The sequence below is a fragment of the uncultured Veillonella sp. genome (assembly GCF_963551295.1).
In the GTDB taxonomy this organism is placed as follows: Bacteria; Bacillota; Negativicutes; order Veillonellales; family Veillonellaceae; genus Veillonella.
Genome location: NZ_CAUVFT010000013.1, coordinates 1 through 20,488 on the forward strand (window position 1 = coordinate 1; position 20,488 = coordinate 20,488).

A 20,488-nucleotide genomic window follows, 5' to 3' on the forward strand; every position below is an offset into this window, starting at 1 on the left:
TGTATGAATCCTTTGGATTTACTGCGTATGATAAGGTTCATTTTAGAGGAAAACAACATACTACTATATTATTCAAAAAAGAGTTAAATTAACTGAATAAAAGCCTTGTAATCTATCTTAGTGATTTGCGGGTACGGTTGTTGATCGTTGTCATTCACTAAAAATTAGATACAAGGCTTTTTCTTATGCAAGATTATTACTATTTGTTATATAATATATACATATAATGCATCTTTGCAGTTATATGCGGTTATGGATAATTTAAAGAAAGGATGTGTCCATATGTTGATTTTATCAGGCATTTTAGTGATGGTCATCGGATTGATGCTACGCTTTAATGCTCTATTGGTGGTTATTGCAGCAGGCTTTGTAACGGGCCTTGCGGCAGGTCTTAGCATAAACGATATCGTTGGTGCCATTGGGGAGGCTTTTGTTAAGAATCGTTATATGTCCTTATTTGCCTTAGTCCTTCCCGTCATTGGTATTATGGAACGGCACGGTTTGCGTGAACGGGCAGAAATTTTGATTGGCAAGATTCACGCTGCAACGGCGGGGCGTATTTTTATGATTTACCTATTCGTTCGTCAAGTGACGGTAGCACTTGGCATCAGTATGTCTGGTCTAGTAGCCATGGTTCGTCCTTTGATTTCTCCAATGAGTGAAGCCGCTGTAGCACAAGGGCGACCTATATCTCAACGTACACTTGATAAAATCCGTGGTGTAGCAGCATCTACTGATAATCTTGGTAACTTCTTCGGTCAAAATCTGTTCTTAGCAGCAGGTGGGCTTTTATTGATCAAAGGCGTGATGGAGCAACTTGGATATACCGTTGAACTTACAGATATGGTAATTTATGGAGTGCCAACGGCCGTATGTGCCTATGTAGTTAGCGTTATTCGCTTCTTTGTTTTCGATAAAACGATTCAATCTAGCGTAGCTCAAGACGAGGCCGATATGAAAGCTGGTAAATTGGTGCCTAATGAGTTAAATATTCTTGTAACACCGGAAGAACTAGCGAAGGAGGGCAAATAATATGTTGGAATTATTATATAAAATGCAGCCCTTAGACTATGTATACCTTCTCATTGGTATCATTTTAGTTATCTTCTCTATACAATCCTTCCTTGATAAAGAGCATAAACATCGGATAGGTACTGGTTTATTCTGGCTTTTATATGGGATTTCCTTTATTTTTGGGTCTTATTTGTCTAAAGAGATTAACGGATGGCTCGTAATTGCGATGGCTGCCATCGTGTTGTTCAAACAGCTTGGCAAGGGAAATTACTTTGAATCTGCTGTGGACTTCAAAAAACTTGAAGCATTACGCATAGGCAATGTTATCTTTATTCCTGCATTGCTCGTTGGAATTATTACGTTTATCATTGGGTTTTTTACGAAACTCGGCGCCCTTGTAGGTCTTGCTATTGCCTCCATTATCGCCTTGTGCGTGGCTTTATATATTACAAAAGCAAAGGTAACACAAAGCTTCCATGAAGGTCGTCGCCTTCTCGATGCGATCGGCTGGACGGCTATCTTGTCCCAATTGTTAGCGGCTCTTGGTTACTTATTTAACCTCGCAGGGGTAGGTAAGTTGATTTCTAGTATGGTAGCTAGCATAGTGCCCGCAGATAATGTGTTCCTCGTTGTTGTGGCGTACTGCATCGGTATGGCTTTCTTCACCATGATTATGGGTAATGCCTTTGCAGCCTTTGCAATGATTACGAGTGCTATTGGAGTTCCTATGCTCGTTGTAGGCCATGGTGCTAACCCTGCTATTATCGGACCTATCGCTATGCTCGCTGGTTATTGCGGTACGTTGATGACCCCGATGGCGGCAAACTTCAATATCGTGCCTGTGGCGCTTCTTGAAATGAAGGATACGTACGGCGTTATTAAAGCGCAAATTCCTGTTGCTATTGTGATGCTGACATTGAACATTCTATTGATGTACTATTTCTTATAATACATAGTAGGTGTTTACATATTTTAAGAATAATGCATTTATAATATTGAGATAATTGCAGTTTTTAGAAACTTTTACATTGATGGTATTGATACATACAATACTTTTTTATTTGATCTATTTAAATCTTCGGTATTAATTGATATTGTTACGAGGTAATATGATGAAAACGATTTTGATTACAGGTTTTGATCCTTTCGGTGGTGAAAGTATCAATCCTGCGTGGGAAGCTGTAAAAACGATGGAAGGGTATACAGATGGGGACTATACAGTAGTTACTCAGATGGTACCTACTGTGCGCTATAATTCTGTAAAAACAGCAATAGAGGCTGCAGAAAAATGTAATCCTGATTTTATTCTCTGTGTAGGTCAAGCTGGTGGCCGACCAGACATTACAATTGAACGCGTAGCCATCAACTGCGATGATTTCCGCATCCCAGATAATGGAGGCAATCAACCGACGGACGAACCCGTTGTAGCTGATGGCCCTAGTGCTTACTTTGCCACACTACCTATTAAAAACATCGTTAATGCGTTGCATCAAGCGGGTATCCCTGCAAAAGTATCCAATACGGCAGGCACTTTTGTATGTAATCATATCATGTACGGCGTATCTCACTATGCGGCTCAAAAGGGTGGTATTAAGGTAGGGTTCATGCACATTCCGTACTTGCCATCTCAAGTGGTAAACAAGCCAGATCAACCGAGCATGGCTGTTGAAACAGTACGCGCTACACTAGAAACCATCGTTCACGTATTGGCCCATGGTGAAAGCTACGAAGCGCAAAACATTACGTATACGACGCCACATGAATAAATAAAAAGAGTCGCGTCTTTAAGATGCGACTCTTTTTTGTACCCAGTTTCTATATACACTTATTTTGTAACAACTTTAAGATCTACAGGGATTTTAGCTTCTACAGCTTCGCCTTTGATAACTTTTTGAGCTGTATCGATAGCAATTTTACCCATTTGGTCTGGTTGTTGCGCAATTGTTGCAGCCAATGTGCCGTCTTTAACAGCTTTGTCTGCGTCAGCAGTACCGTCGAAGCCTACGATGAAGATTGTTTTGCCTGCGGATTTAGCTGCTTGGATAGCGCCCAATGCCATTTCGTCATTATGAGCGAAAATAGCTTGTACGTCTGGGTTAGCTTGCAAGATGTTAGTTGCTACGTTCAAACCTTTTGTACGGTCGAAGTCAGCGCTTTGTTTTGCTACTACTGTTAAGTCTTTGTCAGCTACGTTATGGAAACCTTGGCCGCGTTCACGCGTTGCGGAAGCACCAGGGATACCTTCGATTTCAGCTACTTTCGCAGCTTTGCCAACTTTATCGACGATAAGTTGAGCTGCCATTTCGCCGCCTTTTACGTTATCGGAAGCGATGTGAGCCACTACTTTGCCTTTGTCAGCAGAACGGTCAACAGTGATTACAGGAATGTTTTTAGCATTTGCTGCTTCTACGGAAGTAGAGATAGCTGCAGAGTCTACAGGGTTGATGATTAATACAGAAACGCCGCTTTCAAGCAAGTCAGAAATGTCGTTTGCTTGTTTTGCAGGGTCGTTTTGAGCATCAACGATTTTAACTTTTAGACCAAGCGCTTTAGCTTGAGCCTCAACGCCTTCTTTCATAGTTACGAAGAATGGGTTGTTCAATGTGGAAACAGAGAAGCCGATCGTGCCGGATTTTTTGTCGCCGCCGTTATCAGCGCTTTTACCACAGCCTGCTACAAGACCGATAACCATGATAGCCATCGCCAACAGTAACAATAGTTTTTTCATAGGAACCTCCTAAGCTTTCTTGCGGTCTGCAAGAACAGCCAGTAAAATAACAATACCTTTTACGACTTGTTGATAGAAACTGGAAACGTCGAGAATATTTAACCCGTTGTTGAGGGTACCGATAATTAGGGCACCAATGAGTGTGCCAACGATATGACCACGACCACCAGCTAGGCTTGTGCCGCCAAGAACTACCGCCGCGATAGCGTCAAGTTCGTAGCCTGCACCTGCTGTAGGTTGTGCAGAGTTAAGACGAGAAGTGATGATTGCACCTGCGATACCGCAGAGCATACCAGTCAAGGCATACACGAAGATTTTAACGCGGTCAATCTTGATACCAGCAATGTAACTAACTTTTTCACTGCCACCTACGGCGTATGTTTTACGGCCTAAAGATGTGCGGCTCAATACGAACCAGAGGATGATGAAAGCTAGGAACATTGTGATCGCTGGAACTGGAAGGCCTGCAATATCCCCTTGGCCAAAGCCGTGGAATAGAGGATCTTGTGTAAGGCCGGAGATTGGGTTACCGTCAGTAAATACTAGCGTCGCACCACGGTAGATTGTCATGGTTGCCAAGGTAGCGATAAATGGAGCTACGCGGCCATAGGTAATAACGAGACCGTTAATACCGCCCAATACAAGGCCTGCACCGGCAGCTAATACGATAGCCAATACAGGGTCAGTACCAGTTACGATGAGGTTGGCCATTACTGCACTGGAGAGGGCGAGGATGGAACCAACGGATAAGTCGATACCGCCCGTTAAGATGACGAAGGTCATACCAAAGGCGATGATCGCATTGATGGATACTTGGCGCAACAAGTTACGCAAGTTAGAGAATTCAAGGAAACTGTCATTCATGACAGAGATAATGATAAATAATAGGATGAGACCGATGAGAGGGCCTAATTTTTTTACATATTGTAGAGCTTTGCTGTCCATTATTGTCCTCCTGTAGCTAATGTCATAATCGATTCTGGTGTTGCTTCGCTGCGGTCCAAGATACCTGCTACGCGACCTTCATGAATGACCATAACACGGTCGCTCATGCCCAGCACTTCAGGTAACTCAGAGGACACCATGATAATGGACACACCATCGTTCGTTAATTCGTTCATTAAATCATAAATATCACGTTTCGCACCGATATCAATACCGCGTGTCGGCTCATCCATGATGATAATGGATGGCTTTTTACCAACCCATTTCGCGATAACCACCTTTTGTTGGTTACCACCGGATAGGGACGATGCCGATTCGTGAATAGATTGTGTTTTAACGCCTAGTTTTTTAGACAATTCGTCAGCAAAGGAATTGAGCTTGCCGCTATCCAATACGTGAGATGGACAAATCTCGCCAAGGTTTGGCAATGTAATATTGGAACCGATGGAGAAATCGAGGATCAAGCCTTCGCTCTTTCTATTTTCTGTAATGAAAGCAATGCCAGCTTTGATGGCATCTTCTGGTTTTTTACAGTTCAGAACGGAGCCGTTAACTGTTACGGTACCGCCATTGTGTTTGTCTACACCGAAGATGGCGCGCATGATTTCTGTACGGCCAGCGCCCATAAGGCCCGCGACGCCGAGAATTTCACCTTTGCGTAAGGAGAAGGAAATGTCGTTGTCGAACCCTTCAGGTTTAAGGTTGTCTACGCTCATTACCACTTCGCCTGGTGTTGTGGTGCGAGCAGGGTAGAACTCGTCAATAGAACGGCCTACCATGTGACGTACAACTTCGTCTACAGAAATTTCAGCAGTTGGTTTTGTAATGATGGTGTGACCATCACGCATAACTGTTATTGTATCACATTCGCTAAATACCTCTTCCATACGGTGAGAGATATATACGATAGCCACGCCGCGGGCTTTCATTTTGCGCATCATTTTGAACAAAGTCGCCGTTTCACGCTCTGTGAGGGCTGCTGTCGGTTCGTCCATGATGACAACCTTGGCATCTAACATCAAGATGCGAAGAATTTCCGTCATTTGTTGGTGACCAACGGAGCAAAGACCTGCCTCCGTTGTGAGTGGCAATTCGATACCCAACTCGCGGCATGTATTTTCTGCCTCGGCGAGCATCGCCTTTTTATCGAGCATACCAAATTTATTGCGCTTTGGTCTCATTAAATATAGATTTTCTAACAATGTTAGATTTGGCCAAATGTTGAGCTCTTGGTGGATAAAAGCCACACCGTTTAGCTCAGCCTCTCTCGGGTTCGGGAAGGTGCGCTCTACGCCATCGATGGTGATTGTGCCAGCGTCTGCCTTGTGAATGCCCGTAAGGATATTCATGAGGGTGGACTTGCCGGCCCCGTTTTCGCCCATCAAGGCGTGAACCTCGCCCTCCTTGAGGGTAATACTTACATCGCGCAGCACTTGGTTCGTACCAAAGGCCTTTGCAATGCCTGACATAACAATTTCCATAACTACTCCTATATGACTGGTGAAAGTATTTCTAATGTATGTAATCTTGATGTATGTAATAGATTTGATAATTAGTTAATTTTTGCAAGCCAAGCTGGTAAAATTACAAGTTCGGATGCTTCATTTATAAAACTAGTTGGTTAATCTATTGCTCTAGGGACGATCACTAAAGATACAATCGGCGCGCAAGATAATATTCGCATACGGAGATGCTTCACCAGTTCTAATAATGCATTTGCATTGTTTGGTTGCTTCTTTGAAAGCATCGTGGCTCGTCTTAATCCATTCGTATTGATTGGATGGGAAGGTAGACTCCAAAAAGTCATAAGCTTCAGGATTATTTTCTTTAATTTCTTTTGCTACATGAATCGCTTCGGATTTCATATGCTTAGCGATGATGGAGACCACTTGTTCAAAGCTTGGTACTCCAAAATCTAAGGCTAAGTCAATCTTTTGAACACCTTCAGGTACTGGCAAACCACAGTCAGCAATACAAATCGTATCTGTATGGCCGAGATCTGCAAGAACCTTAGCGATATGGCTATTTAAAATGCCGTGTCGTTGCATAGATAACTCCTTTTTCTATTCAATAGGTTAATTCTCTGCCAAGAATGCAGCGACCTCGTCCTTCGTAGGCATGCCACCTTGGGCACCTAAACGTTGGATGGAGAGGGCCGCAGCTGCATTGCCGTAGTTCAACGCATCGGCTAAGCTTTTACCATTAACGATGGCTGTTGCAAAGGCGCCGTTGAAGGTATCGCCTGCACCTGTTGTATCTACGGGTTTCACCTTGAAACCGGATACGGTGTGGATTTCACCGTTGTCAGCGTAGCCTACGCCTTTGCTACCGAGGGTGACGATGATTTTATTTTCGTTAGCTAACAATGTTTCCTCTGTAGATTGATTAGGGTAAAGCGCTGAAAGCTCATGTTCGTTTGGCGTAATATAGGTTGCCAATGCTAACCACTCAGGATTGAGGTCTGCCGCTGGAGCCGGATTTAAGAGGACTTTCACATTAGCCTCGTGACAACGACGAACGATGTATTCGATCGTTGGAATAGGAATCTCGTTTTGAACCATTACGAGATCCGCCTGCTCGATAGCTGACCAAGCATTATCCACTACCGATTGATCTACCTTAACATTTGCGCCACTGATAACGATGATACTGTTATCACCTTCCGCCAATGTAATGTGAGCCGTACCAGTTGTTGTATCTGGAACAGTGACGATGTAGTCCGTATTGATATGATTTTCTTTTAGATTATCTACAATCATTTGGCCGTAAGCATCTTGGCCGATGCAACCAACCATGGTAACCTCTGCACCTAGACGGGCAGCTGCTACCGCTTGGTTAGCACCTTTGCCACCGTGGGCGATGTGCAATTCGTTGCCCATGATTGTTTCGCCTGCAGTAGGGCGTTTGTCCGCGAGGACTACAATATCCATGTTGCAACTGCCAATAACAACAATGCGATTCATAATAACTCCTTAATTCGCCTCTGCCCTAACTGGGACTAAAAATGACTATCATTTATTTTTATACATAAAACTTAGAGTGTTTTATACAGTAAGTTGCATATATAAATATAATTGATAATCAAAGAGGCATTTGCTTTCACATACCTATAGTATATACTAATTATTTATTAGTATAGCGTAAATACACGAGTTTATCTATATAAATATCTATAAAATGTAGGAATAAAAAAGGTATATCCAAAATCTATGTTACATGAGTAAAAATGTACTCTTAAATTTTGGATATACCTTATTATTATAGAATTAATATATTATACTATTTATATTTTATCTAACATTTGGTCTATACTATCAAAGGATTTCTCTAAAGATAGAATACGTCCTTGAATGATATCATTTTGGCCTTCTACAAGAGCAGATAATATATCTATCTTAGTTTGTAAAATATTAGTTGTAGTATCGTTAATATTTATTGTATTACTGTAGCTTTTATCTATTTTCATAGTCTATCCGGCCTTTATTGTTAATTATAGTTATATATTAGTGAAAGCTTGGTTTATCGAAGTGTGTACCTGGCTCACCTACGCCGATGCTTGTGCGGTGGAAAGGAGTTTCATCCGCTGCATGTAAGATATCAAAGATGGCTTTTACCACAGCTTCGCGTGAAACTTGGGCATCGTTGAATTGAGCCCCTTCAGGGATGAGTTCGTAATCGGTTTTTTCCGGATCATTATAAAGCCATGTGAGGCGCAAAATAGTGTAATTTAAATTGGATTCGCGCAATACGTTACGAGCTTGACGCTCACCTTGAACATAGCTAATAGGCAAGTTATCGAAGGTCCATTTTTCAAGTGCTACAGGGAATTCACCAGAAAGGCCAGCCATGGAAACACCGATAACACGACGTATATTTTTGCGACTCAATGCTTTCACGATGGAAGCCATATCACTGCCAGACTCCATAGCACCTACAAATACAACCTCCGCATTTGTTACAGCTTGCTCTAATTTACCAGGATTTTGGAATGAACCTTCAATCACTGTAACACGTTCGTGGTCGATAATCTCTGGAGGTATACGTGTTTTCAACTGACGACCATATAATGTAATGTGCATATCTGTATATGTTAATAGTGTAGCAGTCAACTTTTGAGCTATTTGGCCCGCAGCTCCTAAAATCGTAATATACTTATACATAAAAAAGACCTCCTATGTTCGGGCATAAATATTTAATGAAATTTTAACATACATATATGACAAATAGGTGAGAAAAATTATAGAAATCTTTATAAGATTTTCATAATTTAATTGATGCTTAAAATTTCTTTTGTTGTTTTCAGCTGCGCAAATCGATTTTGCCAAATTTTTTCTTTGTAAAAGGATAGGATTTTATCTGCTGGTAGATGCTCATTGTCAAAGGTTGAGATAGCATCTTCGACAATGGTGATTTTATAACCATATTCAAAGCCTACTTTCACAGAGGTATCAATGCAATATTCCACCTGCATTCCTACGAATGTTAAATCGGTAATACTTTTGCTATCTAAATATTCCTTTAACTCAGTATCTTTGAATATACTGTTGTAATATTTATTGAAGATCTTTTCGTTTTTTTGAGGTTTTAATTCGTGATAGACTTGCCAATTATCATTGCCTGTTGCCAATAAACCTTCATCTTCAGAGTGTCTGATAAAAATTACTTCTATATTTTGATCTCTGAAATGTTGAATGATTGCTTTTGTATTTGCGATAAGCCTTTTTGCATCGTAAGGATTTTCGTTAACTAAGCCTTCTTGTATATCGATTACGATTAATGCTTGTGCCATGATGAACCTTCTTTGTAGACTATATGAAATATATTGATTAGGTAAATTTTAAGATTTACCATCTTAGCTATCAAAATTAGTGTTAATCTTTTTTGATATAAGTATTTGCATGCATTATATCATAAGTATGTGACAAAAAAGTGTGATATGAGTTTGATATACTGTGCTGATGCGGTCTAGGCTTTCACAAATTCTCGAAGAATGATAAAATAAATCCATATATATTTTTATAGAAATGAGGCTATTATGGAACGGATTCAAGATCTTGTGTACACGCATGTGCAGGGTGGCCAGTTTAGATGGGTTACTGTCAGCACATTGATGCTCGCATTGGGCACGATTTTGCATTTGGTGAGCCCTAGTGTGGCTGGGGTAACGCCGAACTGGACGATTGCTACGTACTGCGTAGCTATTTTATTGACTCGTCCTAGTTTGAGTCAAACTTTGGGGATTGGCCTAGTAGCAGCCCTCATCAACGTATTGACGTCGAAGTCCGCATTCCCATATGGCAACTTGTTGTCCGAACCAGGTGGTGCTTTGACGGCTGCTCTCGTGACGCGCGCTATGCTGTCCATGAAGTTCCGTAAAATTGGGGGCTTTGATTTGACACCAATCTTATCTGGATTCTTGGCGACCGTTGTATCTGGCGGTATCTTCGTTACCATTTTGTGGCAAGTTCTGGGTTTACCAGACAATGTGTATATGTACGGTATGTGGCCAATGGTTCTTATCGTAGGTGCTTTGAACGGTGCCATTACGCCGATTTTATACATTCCAGCGCAACGTTTATTTTCTAAACGGGGCATGTTGCCAAGTGCAGAGGAATTGGGCTCCGATCATAGTCACTTGACAATCTTGCCTGAGCGCCAAGCTAAGATTTCTATTGAGCACGTAAATTACTATCATCCAAAGGCAACTACACCATCCCTTGAAAACATCAATCTCGATGTACATGATGGTGACTTCTTAGTGGTAACTGGTCCTGCAGGTTGTGGTAAAAGTACCCTTTGTATGGCGATGGTAGGTGCGGTTCCTAAATTCTATGGTGGACGCTTAGAAGGCATGGTTTTTGTAGATGGTCATGCGACTACACAAATGGAAATCCCAGAACTAGCGAACCATATCGGTGTAGTTCTCGCCGATTACGATACACAGCTCGTAACGATGACGGTTCGTGAAGAAGTGGCCTTTGCCATGGAAAACCGTGGTTATGATCGTGAAACGATTACATTTCGCTCTCAAGAGGTGTTTGAACAAGTTGGTCTTGTGGGATTAGAAGACCGCAAGATTACAAGTTTATCTGGTGGTCAACGCCAACGTTTGGCTATCGCTTCCGTATTGGCTACGAACCCAACTGTACTTGTTCTTGATGAACCGACTAGCTCCCTCGATCCAGATGGGACCGCCGAATTATATCGCCTCGTAGGTGACTTGAACCAAAAACACGGTATCACCGTTGTCGTTATCGACCATGACTTGCATGCTGTATTGCCGTATGCAAACCGCATGGCCCTCATGGTGAATGGCTCTATCGCTTGTGACGATGATGTACCTACTACGCTTCGTTACATGTACGAACACAATATTCATGTTGATGCATTGCCATCTGTATTTACAACCTATATGGAACTAGAACAAGCCGGTTTCCACAGTGATGAACCTTGGCTCAGCATCGAGTCTGCTATTAAGGGCTTGCACCAAATTGAAATGGCGCATGCCATCCAAACTGAGGTGCATGGTAAAAGCAACTCCACAGGAAATCAAACAAATACTACGACCGTAGAAAAACAACCTATTCAACGTGTTGATGATGTACCAGGAAAGGACGGTGGCGCTCATGCTTAAGGTTGAAAACATCCGCTTTGGCTATGTGCCATCCGTAGATATTTTCCGAGACGTGACTTTCACCATCGAAGGAGGCGAATATATCGCCATCGGTGGTCGTAATGGTTGCGGTAAAACGACCATAACTCGTTTACTCGTAGGTCTCGAAAAGGCTAGCGAAGGCCGCATGTATTATAACGGTAGGGACATTACGTCCATGCCGCCGTCTAAACGGGGGCAATTTATCGGCTATGTATTCCAACAGCCAGATCGTCAAATGTTTAGACCGACTGTAGCCACTGAGGTGGCCTTTGGTCCTGAGTCTTTGGGTCGCACTAAATCCGAAGTGAAACGCATCGTTGATGAAGTATTGAAACGTACCGGTATTGCTCACTTGCGTGAAGCATACCCTCCGACATTGCGCCGTGGTGAAAAGCAACGCGTAGCCATTGCTTCCGCGTTGGCTATGAAGTCTAAAATCCTCATTCTTGATGAGCCAACAAGTGGTCAAGATGGTAAGGAAACAAAAGAGCTATTAGCATTATTGCGTCAGCTCAATGCGGAAGGTATCACGATCCTTCTCATTACTCATGATATGGAAATCATGGCTAGCGAATGTAGCCGTGCTATCATCATGGGCAACCAAACCGTAGCCTTTGATGGCAGTCCAGAAGAATTATTCAAAAAGTCTACGGATGAATTGCAAGATTTAGGCCTTACGAAACCGCCAAGTGTGGAACTTTCACTAGCGGTACCATCCTTGGGCTATTGCAAATCTATGGATGAATTGAAATCTAAGTTAGTGGCTCAGTTGAGCGGAAAATAGGAGGGACATATGGAACGTTTAGTACCATTAACAAAAATCTTGATGACCCTCGCCGTATCCGTGTGGGCCATCCTGTTGCGCGACTGGGTATCTCTATTGGTATTAGTCGTAGTAGAACTGGGTGTATTGTTTGTAGCGGGTTTGTTATTCAAACAACACAAAGCGGTGTTGGCATTAACTAGCTTTGCGGTATTCCTTGGCCTCGTCCAATTCATCGGTAGTGGCGATGTAACTTCTGCCATAGTATCTGGCTTACGTATGCTTGCTATGACACTTGTATTCATTTGTCTGTTGGCAACTACAAAATTGCAAGATCTTACAGCAGCACTCGTAAAACAATGCAAAATTCCTTACGAATATGCATTTATGTTTACTGCTGCGCTTCGTTTCGTACCTGACTTTATTGCTGAAAGTCATGCTGTACAAGAGGCACAAGCTTGCCGTGGATTATCTCTAGAAGGCAACTTTATTAAACGCATCAAATCTTATGTATCCGTTATCCAACCATTATTGCTAAAATCCTTGGGACGCTCTGAAACAATGGCGTTATCATTGGAACTACGTGGCTTCGGTGGACCGACACATAGCTTTGCAGCCTCTGTAGGATTGAAAACAATTGATTACGGTGTCATTTCAGTACTGGTAGTAGTAACAATTGCTCTGTTTGCTATTGTAGCTTAATCTTTGATTAATCAAGGATATATCTTGTAAAAAAATCTATTTATGTTATACTACAGATAGGTAGTAAAGCGTACAAAATTACCTACAATATAACAAAAAGGACGAGTTGCCGCTCGTCCTTTTTCTTGCTTATTTTTTACTCTTATTTTGTAACCAATAGCTATAGGTAGTAACAACTAAGGACACAATAAGAGGGGCAAGCAAGGTACCCCAAAGCGTACAAAATAACGCCTCCAATATAACACCTCCTTTCTTCTGGAGGTGATTTTATTGTATCATTTTATAATAGATATAAGTGGTTAATTTATATATAGAACAACCAACTTTTTGAGGAATTCTTATGAGTGAATTAGTAATACGCCCAATTACACAGGATGATGTAGTATCTTGTTTAGATATTTATAATTACGAGGTTGCAAATGGTGTAGCCACACTTGATCTTGAACCTCGTACATTGCCAGAGTGGCAGGAGTGGTTTGATGCGCATAAAACGTCTGAGCACTGCATTTTTGTAGGGCTTATGGACGATGTTGTGGTAGGCTATGCATCGCTCTCACCATATAGAACAAAGGATGCTTTTAAAAGTACCGTAGAATTATCTATTTATATCCATCAAGAGTATCGTGGTAAAGGTGTGGCGTCTAAATTAATGGCTCATATATTAGACCATGCGAAAGAAACGGAAACATTACACACCGTGGTATCTGTCATTACTGCAGGAAATGCAGCAAGCACAGCGCTACATGAACGATTTGGGTTTATCTATTGTGGGTTAACGCCGCAAGTGGGATTCAAACATGGTAAATATCAGGATACCGAAACATACGCATTATTGGTATAATAATTAGTATAGGAAAACATAGATATTAATACGTTATACTAATGATGTATAGATTATAGATAAGGATTCGCCAAGGGGTAGGGCGAATAGGGGTGATTGAATGAGTATGAAAGACGAAAGGCAGTTTGTTGGATACAGTAAGTATCGCAGCCGTCTCGTAGACGGTCATGTACATACGGAATTGTGTCCACATGGTAGTGGGGACCGAACTGCGATGATGATTGAAAAGGCCATCGAGTTACGTATAGAAAAGGTATGCCTCACAGAACATGCACCATTGCCAACAGCTTTTGCTGCAGAATACGGTGGTGATAAAAAGGCCTATGATACAGCGTCTTTGAAATTGAATCAAGTTGATGCCTATTTAGAGCTGGGTCGTCAATTACAACGTGCGTATGGCACACATATCGATATCTCTCTCGGCTTTGAAGTCGATTATATTCCGGGCTTTGAATCAGATATTCAAGAGTTCTTAGATCGCTACGGTCCGTTGACGGATGATAATATTTTATCCGTTCACTTTATGGAAGGCGTTAATAATGCCTTTTACTGCTTAGACTACAGTCCTGAAGAATTTGAGAAAGGCTTCGGGCCGTGGATTGAAAAGCAATATGAGTTATATTACAAGTATTATTCCACAGTGCGCCAAGCCGTGCGTGCTGATCTCGGTGAATATACACCTAAACGTATTGGTCACTTTGATTTGATTAAGAAATACCAACATCACTTTGGATTTGAACGTCATTTAGATCGTCGCAATGCGCAGGTGGTGAGCGATATTTTGCATATTATGCGCGTTCAAGGTCGCGAACTAGACTACAACATGAGCGGCTTCTTTAAACCAGACTGCCGTGAAATGTATCCAAGCCGCTTCATTCAAGGCATGGCTGCTATCATTGGGGTACCATTTGTATTGGGATCTGATGCACATAGCGTGGCAGATATAGAAAACGTTTGGGGATAGCATCAAATCATTATTATAGTAAATACATGAAATTATAACGGTTCTATTGACAATTCTATAGAACCGTTATATTATAATTTCATACTTTAATAAAGTAAAGCGATAAAATAGAAAAGCATCGATATAGGTAAATTTTTTCTCATAATAAACTGAATAGCTAGATGACTTAAACCGTCATATAACTTAAATGGTTAATACAGATGATATATAGCTTTCAAAAATATGAGAAATGATATAAATGAATTGATAGAAAGGATGTTTACGATGGTACAGCAGCAATTACCTACTGGTTTCCGTGATGATATAGGGATCATAGCAGAGCGTAAGGATGATGTGAGTCAATATGTACTTGGTCTTTGTCGAAATCGTCAATACACAAAGATTTCTACGCCTCTCGTAGAGTACAAAGATGTATTCAATGGCTATGCAATGGGGCGCGGTCAACATATGTACGAATTCATGGATAGTTCTGAAGCATCCGTCGTAATTCGTCCTGATCTGACTATGCCTATTGGTCGTTTCTTGGCGACTACTAATATTGAATTGCCTCGCACGTTCTATTACTTGGGCGATGTATTCATGAAAAATAAAAAGCACCGCGGCGATGTGAACCAAGTGACGCAAGGTGGTATCGAGATGGTGGGCTATGATGGGCTTGAGGCAGAGCAAGAGTGCTTCAAGATCATTAAAGAGGTAAATGAAACTCAGCTAGGTGGTAGCTTGTTGCTCGAAATTGGTGATGCTCGATTCTCTCGTGCTATCACCGATGCACTAGGGCTCAGTGATGATGAAAGAACAGAACTCCTCGAGACTTTGTTCACCAAATATTTACCTCGTTACAACGAGTTGATTGCTGACTTTAAAAATAGTGCGTTGTTCCCATTCCTCAATGTGTGGCCTCGTTTATTTGGTACGGTTCAAGATATCAAGGATGAGCTGAACCAAATTATCTTGCCTGCAGCGGCGCAGCGCATTTTAGATAATCTCATAGACATGGCAAACCAAGTGGAGCAAACAGGACAACAGGTTCGCATCGATGTGTCTACAGAACCGCCTCAATCTTATTACACAGGCATTACCTTTAGAGGTTATGTGGACGGCGTGTCTCAATATATCGTCAGTGGTGGTCGATATGACGGACTGTTATCCAGCTTTGATGGTACACCGATGCCGGCCGTTGGGATGGCTTTCAACATTGACGTGTTGACTGATATTACCTTGCAAGGTGAAAGCAAAGTTCAAGATAACGATACATTACGCATCGCTCTTACGAAGGGTCGTGTAGAAAAGGATTTTATTCCTCTCCTTGAAGCTTGTGGCGTAGATTGTGAACCATTACATAATAAGGCACGTAAACTTATTATTTCTTTGGGTGATTTTATGGAGGTCATCCTCGCAAAGGGGCCGGATGTAACGACGTATTTGAAAAACGGCGTTGTGGACCTCGGTATCGTCGGTAGTGATGTTCTAGATGAACAAGACGATACGAGCTATGAAATGCTTGATTTACAAACGGGTAAATGCCAATTTATTTTAGCGTCCTTAGCAGGCTATGACCCTAAAGAAGGTCGTCGACAACGAATTGGTACGAAATATCCAACTGTTACAAAACAATACTTTGGAGCTCAAGATGTAGAAATCATCAAAATTGAAGGCTCCGTTGAGCTGGCTCCACTCGTAGGGTTAGCTGATGCTATCGTAGATATTACGGAAACGGGTACAACTTTGCGTGAGAATAATTTAGAAATTTTCGACTGGTTGCAACCAATTTCTACACGTCTCGTAGCCAATCCATTAGCTTTAAAACAAAAGAGAAATACTATTTTTAAACTCATTGATCAGCTTTCAGAAGCAATTAATACATAAGACGTAGAGTGAATCATATATCCGGCTAGTAAGATTTAGGATTAATAGTAGATAAAACTATTAATATGCAGATAAAACTATTAATATATGGAATAAATAATAGAAAATGAATAATAGAACTAACTAGCGATACTGATAGCTCAAGTAGGAAGAAGGACGACAGATGAAAATATATAAGGAATCACTAGAGGCGATGCTCGGTATCGTACGTGAGTATATACAACAAACTACAGATATGGAAATTGAACGTCGCGTGTACGATATCATTGCTGATGTTCGGACAAATGGGGATGCGGCACTTAAAGTATATTCTGAAAAATTTGATGGCGTATCCATAGAAGATTTCAAGGTGCCTCAAGAGGAAATCGACGCTGCTTATGAATCTTTATCTGATGAGTTGAAAGCCGCATTATTAAAGGCAAAGGCTAACATTACAGAATTCCACAGTCGTGAAATCGAGCAAGGTTTTGTGGACATGGATACACCGGGTATTATCCGCGGTCAAAAGGTGATTCCCTTGGCTCGTGTTGGTCTCTACGTTCCTGGCGGTACAGCGGCGTATCCATCTACTATTATCATGACTGCATTGCCAGCCAAAATCGCAGGGGTAAAAGAAATCGTTATGGTGACACCTCCTCAAAAGGATGGCATTAACCCTGCTGTACTTGGTGCGGCAAAACTGGCTGGTGTTGATGCGGTGTACCAAGTGGGCGGTGCCCAAGGGGTAGCCGCGTTGGCTTACGGTACGGAAACTATTCCAAAGGTAGATAAAATCGTAGGCCCTGGCAACATTTACGTAGCCACAGCGAAGCGCCAAGTATTCGGCCAAGTCGATATCGATATGATTGCGGGCCCAAGTGAAATCGGTGTTATCGCTGATGACAGCGCTAATCCAGTTCACTTGGCGGCTGACCTGTTATCTCAAGCGGAGCATGATCCTCGAGCTCGCGCTATTATGGTGACTACCAGTGAAAGTTTAGCAAATGCCGTATCTGATGAGGTAGAACGACAATTAACATTGTTGCCTCGTGAAAGTATCGCTCGTCCAGCCATTGAAAACAACAGTTATATTGCCGTTATGGACAGCATTGAAGACATGTTCACGGTGATGAACGAAGTGGCGCCAGAGCATTTGGAAATTCAATTGCCAGACCCAATGAACTACATGAGCCTCGTTCAAAATGCGGGCTCTGTATTCCTTGGTGCTTATGCATCTGAACCGCTGGGTGATTACTTGGGCGGTACAAATCACGTATTGCCTACTAGCGGTACAGCGCGATTCTCGTCTCCGCTAGGCGTATACGATTTCGTGAAACGTACGTCTTTCACACAATTTACAAAAGAACGGTTAGAAGAAGTGGCAAAACACATTACTACGTTGGCTCGTACGGAAGGGCTCGAAGCGCATGCTCGCGCCATCGAAGTACGTTTTGAAAAATAGTTATAAAAATATTAGAGAAAATATTGGACAAAATAGTAGAAAATAGATTCGGTATATATTTGGCCTCTATATTTATATGTAAATTTAAAATATAGAGCGGAAATATAGATTAGAAATATAGATTTGGAGTATAGAGGTCGTTATGATACGCACAGGCACGGTGCAACGCACCACTCGAGAAACAGATATTACAGTAGAAATTACCCTTGATGGGGCGCAAACAAGCTCCATCTCGACCGGGATTGGCTTTTTTGACCACATGTTGACGCTACTCGCTAAACACGGACGATTTGGCCTTGTGGTAGAAGCAAAGGGCGACACATACGTAGATGCTCACCACACTGTGGAGGACATAGGTCTTGTATTAGGACAGGCGTTGGTGAAAGCCCTTGGCGATAAGGCAGGTATCGAGCGTTACGGCGATGCGTGGGTGCCTATGGATGAAGCATTGACGCAAGTTGTCATCGATTTGAGCGGTCGTCCGTACCTCGTTTTCCAAGGGGAATGGAGTACGCCGGTTTTAGGTGGCAACTTTGAAACAGAGCTGGTGGAGGATTTCTTCCAAGCTCTTGCTATGAGCGCCGCTATGAACCTTCATGTGCGCAATTTATATGGTCGCAATACACATCACATTATTGAAAGTATGTTTAAGGCAACGGGCCGTGCATTGCGCAAAGCAGTTACTATTAATCCGGATATCCAAGGGGTTAACTCTACAAAGGGCGTTATTTAATAAAGGAGAATGTATGATTTTTCCAGCTATAGATTTACAAGATGGGCGCAGTGTTCGCCTGTATAAAGGTGACTTCGCACAGAAAACGGTCATCAATCCTGATCCAGTAGATCAAGCGAAACAATATGAGGCGGCTAAAGTGGGAGCCTTGCACCTCGTCGATTTAGATGGTGCCAAGGCGGGCAAGCCTGTAAATGTAGACATTGTAAAAGCAGTGCGTGCAGCTTTCACAGGCATTCTTGAAATCGGAGGCGGCATCCGAGATAAAGAGGCCGTTGACCTCTATCTAGGGTTGGGCGTAGATCGTGTTATCTTAGGATCTGTAGCACTTAAAAATCCGGAACTTACAAAGCAGGTTATCGCTGAATACGGCGCGGAGCGCATCGTTATTGGTGTAGATGGAAAACATGGCAAGGTTGCCGCTGAAGGTTGGCTCGACCAATCCGACGTGCCCATGACCGATTTAATCGGTGCCATGGTTGAAGGGGGCGCAAAGTATTTTATCGTTACCGATGTAGACAGGGATGGTACAATGCAGGGCGCCAATGAAGAGTTACTTGGAAATTTACAAAAAGAATTCCCTACAGCACGCATCGTTGCCTCTGGTGGCGTTCGTAATCTAGGGGATATTAAATCACTTGAACAAAAAGGCGTTATGGATAGTATTGTTGGTAAGGCGCTGTACGAGGGCACGATTACGTTAGAGGAAATCGCCGAGTACAATCAGCAGAAATAATAGAAATGACTATGATGCTCTTACATTAATTATTGGCTGTGACCAATGAAATATTGTGCATAATCAATACATATATTGTGCATAGTCAATGAAATATGTTGAGTATAACTGTTGAAATGTATTGGGCGTAACAGCTGAATTATATTGAGTGACACTCGATGGAAAGGAGCTTTATGTTAGCGAAACGGATTATTCCCTGCCTAGATGTAGATGATGGACGCGTAAAAAAAGGGGTTAACTTTGTTAATCTCGTAGACGTAGGCAGTCCCGTAGATATTGCGGCTTCCTATGAGCAGCAACAGGCAGATGAACTGGTATTCTTAGATATTACGGCCACCGTTGATGCACGGACCACTATGCGCGATGTGGTACAAGAAATCTCCACACAAGTATTTATGCCACTCACCGTGGGTGGTGGTATCAAGAGTGTTGATGATATGACGGCTTTGCTGAAAGCTGGTGCGGACAAGGTATCTTTGAACTCTGCGGCTCTTGCTAATCCTGAGCTCATCACAGAAGGGGCTCAAAAGTTTGGCAATCAATGTATGGTGGTAGCCATTGATGTGAAAACAGATGAAGAAACGGGCGAATGGTATGCCTATACTCACGGCGGTCGCAAGCGTACAGAATGGAAAACGCTAGATTGGGCAAAAGAGGCCGTAGCTCGTGGAGCAGGGGAATTACTAGTGACGAGCATGGACAAAGATGGTACAAAATCCGGTTTTGATATTGAACTATATAAGGCCATAGAGTCTGTCGTAAATGTACCTATCATCGCATCTGGTGGTGCCGGTACCGTGCAAGATTTTGTAGAGCTTTTTGAAAAAACAGGCGTTACTGGTGCACTGGCAGCATCTATATTTCACTTTGGGGAAGTTAAAATTCCTGAACTCAAACAAGAACTACGAGCTCACGGAATTACAGTGCGCTAAAATAGATCTAAACAATTACTATCTCTCGTAAATTCTTTGCTAGTCTATATGTTCAGAGTTAGTTAAATAGTTTGTTTATAGATAAACAGAAAATAGAAATAGAAATAAAAATAGTAATAGTAATAGTAATAGCAATAGTAATAGATAGAGATAGAGATAGAAACGTAT

General features: G+C 42.0%; 21 protein-coding genes and 1 pseudogene. 14 read left to right on the forward strand and 8 right to left on the reverse strand.

From position 1 onward, the window contains the following. From RYO55_RS04970 to pcp, 4 genes and pseudogenes are all read left to right on the forward strand, one after another. Nucleotides 1–92: pseudogene (locus RYO55_RS04970) on the forward strand (N-acetyltransferase); the annotation flags it as partial. A gap of 190 nt (nucleotides 93–282) precedes the next feature. Further along, the gene (locus RYO55_RS04975; protein ID WP_308521542.1) at nucleotides 283–1,032 is read left to right on the forward strand and encodes a DUF969 domain-containing protein; all 750 of its coding nucleotides are present in this window, start codon (nucleotides 283–285) and stop codon (nucleotides 1,030–1,032) included. Between the two features lies 1 nt (nucleotide 1,033). Then, the gene (locus RYO55_RS04980; protein WP_287509914.1) at nucleotides 1,034–1,963 is read left to right on the forward strand and encodes a DUF979 domain-containing protein; all 930 of its coding nucleotides are present in this window, start codon (nucleotides 1,034–1,036) and stop codon (nucleotides 1,961–1,963) included. Between the two features lie 163 nt (nucleotides 1,964–2,126). Then, nucleotides 2,127–2,780 carry a pyroglutamyl-peptidase I gene (gene pcp / locus RYO55_RS04985; protein ID WP_314984478.1) on the forward strand — a complete coding sequence of 218 codons (654 nt, stop codon included), beginning with the start codon at nucleotides 2,127–2,129 and terminating at the stop codon, nucleotides 2,778–2,780. A 59-nt stretch (nucleotides 2,781–2,839) separates the two neighbouring features. Here pcp and rbsB read toward each other — a convergent pair whose 3' ends face one another. From rbsB to RYO55_RS05025, 8 genes are all read right to left on the reverse strand, one after another. Further along, nucleotides 2,840–3,742 (reverse strand): ribose ABC transporter substrate-binding protein RbsB, encoded by a 903-nt coding sequence (rbsB, locus tag RYO55_RS04990; protein WP_060919259.1) that lies wholly within the window; start codon nucleotides 3,740–3,742, stop codon nucleotides 2,840–2,842. Nucleotides 3,743–3,751: 9 nt separating this feature from the next. Continuing rightward, entirely contained in the window at nucleotides 3,752–4,687 is a 936-nt protein-coding gene (locus RYO55_RS04995) for an ABC transporter permease (RefSeq protein ID WP_004697939.1), read from the reverse strand. After that, a complete protein-coding gene (locus RYO55_RS05000; RefSeq protein WP_314984426.1) occupies nucleotides 4,687–6,168 on the reverse strand; it encodes a sugar ABC transporter ATP-binding protein in 1,482 nt (493 codons plus the stop codon). Before RYO55_RS05000 ends, RYO55_RS04995 begins: the two co-directional genes overlap by 1 nt. Nucleotides 6,169–6,321: 153 nt before the next feature. Further along, on the reverse strand, nucleotides 6,322–6,735 hold the full coding sequence (rbsD, locus tag RYO55_RS05005; protein WP_314984428.1) for a D-ribose pyranase: 414 nt from the start codon (nucleotides 6,733–6,735) through the stop codon (nucleotides 6,322–6,324). A 27-nt stretch (nucleotides 6,736–6,762) separates the two neighbouring features. Then, nucleotides 6,763–7,650 carry a ribokinase gene (gene rbsK, locus RYO55_RS05010; protein WP_314984429.1) on the reverse strand — a complete coding sequence of 296 codons (888 nt, stop codon included), beginning with the start codon at nucleotides 7,648–7,650 and terminating at the stop codon, nucleotides 6,763–6,765. A 320-nt stretch (nucleotides 7,651–7,970) separates the two neighbouring features. Then, nucleotides 7,971–8,153, reverse strand: a complete 183-nt coding sequence (locus RYO55_RS05015; protein ID WP_314984430.1) for an antitoxin PHD — start codon at nucleotides 8,151–8,153, stop codon at nucleotides 7,971–7,973. A gap of 37 nt (nucleotides 8,154–8,190) precedes the next feature. Further along, complete coding sequence (locus tag RYO55_RS05020) at nucleotides 8,191–8,847, reverse strand: NAD(P)H-binding protein (RefSeq protein WP_314984432.1); 657 nt, start codon at nucleotides 8,845–8,847, stop codon at nucleotides 8,191–8,193. A gap of 107 nt (nucleotides 8,848–8,954) precedes the next feature. Continuing rightward, nucleotides 8,955–9,476 (reverse strand): cysteine hydrolase family protein, encoded by a 522-nt coding sequence (locus tag RYO55_RS05025; RefSeq protein ID WP_314984433.1) that lies wholly within the window; start codon nucleotides 9,474–9,476, stop codon nucleotides 8,955–8,957. A gap of 246 nt (nucleotides 9,477–9,722) precedes the next feature. Here RYO55_RS05025 and RYO55_RS05030 point away from each other — a divergent pair, with 246 nt between their 5' ends. From RYO55_RS05030 to hisF, 10 genes are all read left to right on the forward strand, one after another. Then, on the forward strand, nucleotides 9,723–11,321 hold the full coding sequence (locus RYO55_RS05030) for a tryptophan transporter (RefSeq protein ID WP_314984434.1): 1,599 nt from the start codon (nucleotides 9,723–9,725) through the stop codon (nucleotides 11,319–11,321). After that, nucleotides 11,314–12,126, forward strand: a complete 813-nt coding sequence (locus RYO55_RS05035) for an energy-coupling factor ABC transporter ATP-binding protein (RefSeq protein WP_118091118.1) — start codon at nucleotides 11,314–11,316, stop codon at nucleotides 12,124–12,126. The genes RYO55_RS05030 and RYO55_RS05035 overlap by 8 nt, the downstream gene beginning before the upstream one ends. Before the next feature lie 9 nt (nucleotides 12,127–12,135). Next, nucleotides 12,136–12,807 (forward strand): energy-coupling factor transporter transmembrane component T, encoded by a 672-nt coding sequence (locus RYO55_RS05040; protein WP_314984436.1) that lies wholly within the window; start codon nucleotides 12,136–12,138, stop codon nucleotides 12,805–12,807. A 340-nt stretch (nucleotides 12,808–13,147) separates the two neighbouring features. Then, on the forward strand, nucleotides 13,148–13,648 hold the full coding sequence (locus tag RYO55_RS05045) for a GNAT family N-acetyltransferase (RefSeq protein WP_314984438.1): 501 nt from the start codon (nucleotides 13,148–13,150) through the stop codon (nucleotides 13,646–13,648). 100 nt (nucleotides 13,649–13,748) lie between these two features. Continuing rightward, the gene (gene hisJ / locus RYO55_RS05050; protein ID WP_314984440.1) at nucleotides 13,749–14,612 is read left to right on the forward strand and encodes a histidinol-phosphatase HisJ; all 864 of its coding nucleotides are present in this window, start codon (nucleotides 13,749–13,751) and stop codon (nucleotides 14,610–14,612) included. Between the two features lie 264 nt (nucleotides 14,613–14,876). After that, nucleotides 14,877–16,478: an ATP phosphoribosyltransferase gene (gene hisG, locus RYO55_RS05055; RefSeq protein ID WP_314984442.1), complete on the forward strand. Its 1,602-nt coding sequence runs from the start codon at nucleotides 14,877–14,879 to the stop codon at nucleotides 16,476–16,478. Between the two features lie 163 nt (nucleotides 16,479–16,641). Then, nucleotides 16,642–17,919 carry a histidinol dehydrogenase gene (gene hisD, locus RYO55_RS05060; RefSeq protein ID WP_314984444.1) on the forward strand — a complete coding sequence of 426 codons (1,278 nt, stop codon included), beginning with the start codon at nucleotides 16,642–16,644 and terminating at the stop codon, nucleotides 17,917–17,919. A gap of 142 nt (nucleotides 17,920–18,061) precedes the next feature. Continuing rightward, on the forward strand, nucleotides 18,062–18,652 hold the full coding sequence (hisB, locus tag RYO55_RS05065) for an imidazoleglycerol-phosphate dehydratase HisB (RefSeq protein ID WP_314984445.1): 591 nt from the start codon (nucleotides 18,062–18,064) through the stop codon (nucleotides 18,650–18,652). Between the two features lie 13 nt (nucleotides 18,653–18,665). Next, complete coding sequence (gene hisA, locus RYO55_RS05070; protein ID WP_314984447.1) at nucleotides 18,666–19,388, forward strand: 1-(5-phosphoribosyl)-5-[(5-phosphoribosylamino)methylideneamino]imidazole-4-carboxamide isomerase; 723 nt, start codon at nucleotides 18,666–18,668, stop codon at nucleotides 19,386–19,388. A gap of 173 nt (nucleotides 19,389–19,561) precedes the next feature. Next, nucleotides 19,562–20,320 (forward strand): imidazole glycerol phosphate synthase subunit HisF, encoded by a 759-nt coding sequence (gene hisF, locus RYO55_RS05075; RefSeq protein WP_314984449.1) that lies wholly within the window; start codon nucleotides 19,562–19,564, stop codon nucleotides 20,318–20,320. The last annotated feature ends 168 nt before the right edge of the window (nucleotides 20,321–20,488 follow it).

Coding starts and splice junctions, on each gene's coding strand:
- rbsD (WP_314984428.1), bottom strand. CDS start 6,735: ATGCAACGACACGGCATTTTAAATAGCCATATCGCTAAGGTTCTTGCA.
- RYO55_RS05025 (WP_314984433.1), bottom strand. CDS start 9,476: ATGGCACAAGCATTAATCGTAATCGATATACAAGAAGGCTTAGTTAAC.
- hisD (WP_314984444.1), top strand. CDS start 16,642: ATGAAAATATATAAGGAATCACTAGAGGCGATGCTCGGTATCGTACGT.
- pcp (WP_314984478.1), top strand. CDS start 2,127: ATGAAAACGATTTTGATTACAGGTTTTGATCCTTTCGGTGGTGAAAGT.
- hisG (WP_314984442.1), top strand. CDS start 14,877: ATGGTACAGCAGCAATTACCTACTGGTTTCCGTGATGATATAGGGATC.
- RYO55_RS04995 (WP_004697939.1), bottom strand. CDS start 4,687: ATGGACAGCAAAGCTCTACAATATGTAAAAAAATTAGGCCCTCTCATC.
- RYO55_RS05035 (WP_118091118.1), top strand. CDS start 11,314: ATGCTTAAGGTTGAAAACATCCGCTTTGGCTATGTGCCATCCGTAGAT.
- hisF (WP_314984449.1), top strand. CDS start 19,562: ATGTTAGCGAAACGGATTATTCCCTGCCTAGATGTAGATGATGGACGC.
- RYO55_RS05015 (WP_314984430.1), bottom strand. CDS start 8,153: ATGAAAATAGATAAAAGCTACAGTAATACAATAAATATTAACGATACT.
- rbsB (WP_060919259.1), bottom strand. CDS start 3,742: ATGAAAAAACTATTGTTACTGTTGGCGATGGCTATCATGGTTATCGGT.
- rbsK (WP_314984429.1), bottom strand. CDS start 7,650: ATGAATCGCATTGTTGTTATTGGCAGTTGCAACATGGATATTGTAGTC.
- hisA (WP_314984447.1), top strand. CDS start 18,666: ATGATTTTTCCAGCTATAGATTTACAAGATGGGCGCAGTGTTCGCCTG.
- RYO55_RS05020 (WP_314984432.1), bottom strand. CDS start 8,847: ATGTATAAGTATATTACGATTTTAGGAGCTGCGGGCCAAATAGCTCAA.
- hisJ (WP_314984440.1), top strand. CDS start 13,749: ATGAGTATGAAAGACGAAAGGCAGTTTGTTGGATACAGTAAGTATCGC.
- RYO55_RS04975 (WP_308521542.1), top strand. CDS start 283: ATGTTGATTTTATCAGGCATTTTAGTGATGGTCATCGGATTGATGCTA.
- RYO55_RS05045 (WP_314984438.1), top strand. CDS start 13,148: ATGAGTGAATTAGTAATACGCCCAATTACACAGGATGATGTAGTATCT.
- RYO55_RS04980 (WP_287509914.1), top strand. CDS start 1,034: ATGTTGGAATTATTATATAAAATGCAGCCCTTAGACTATGTATACCTT.
- RYO55_RS05000 (WP_314984426.1), bottom strand. CDS start 6,168: ATGGAAATTGTTATGTCAGGCATTGCAAAGGCCTTTGGTACGAACCAA.
- hisB (WP_314984445.1), top strand. CDS start 18,062: ATGATACGCACAGGCACGGTGCAACGCACCACTCGAGAAACAGATATT.
- RYO55_RS05040 (WP_314984436.1), top strand. CDS start 12,136: ATGGAACGTTTAGTACCATTAACAAAAATCTTGATGACCCTCGCCGTA.
- RYO55_RS05030 (WP_314984434.1), top strand. CDS start 9,723: ATGGAACGGATTCAAGATCTTGTGTACACGCATGTGCAGGGTGGCCAG.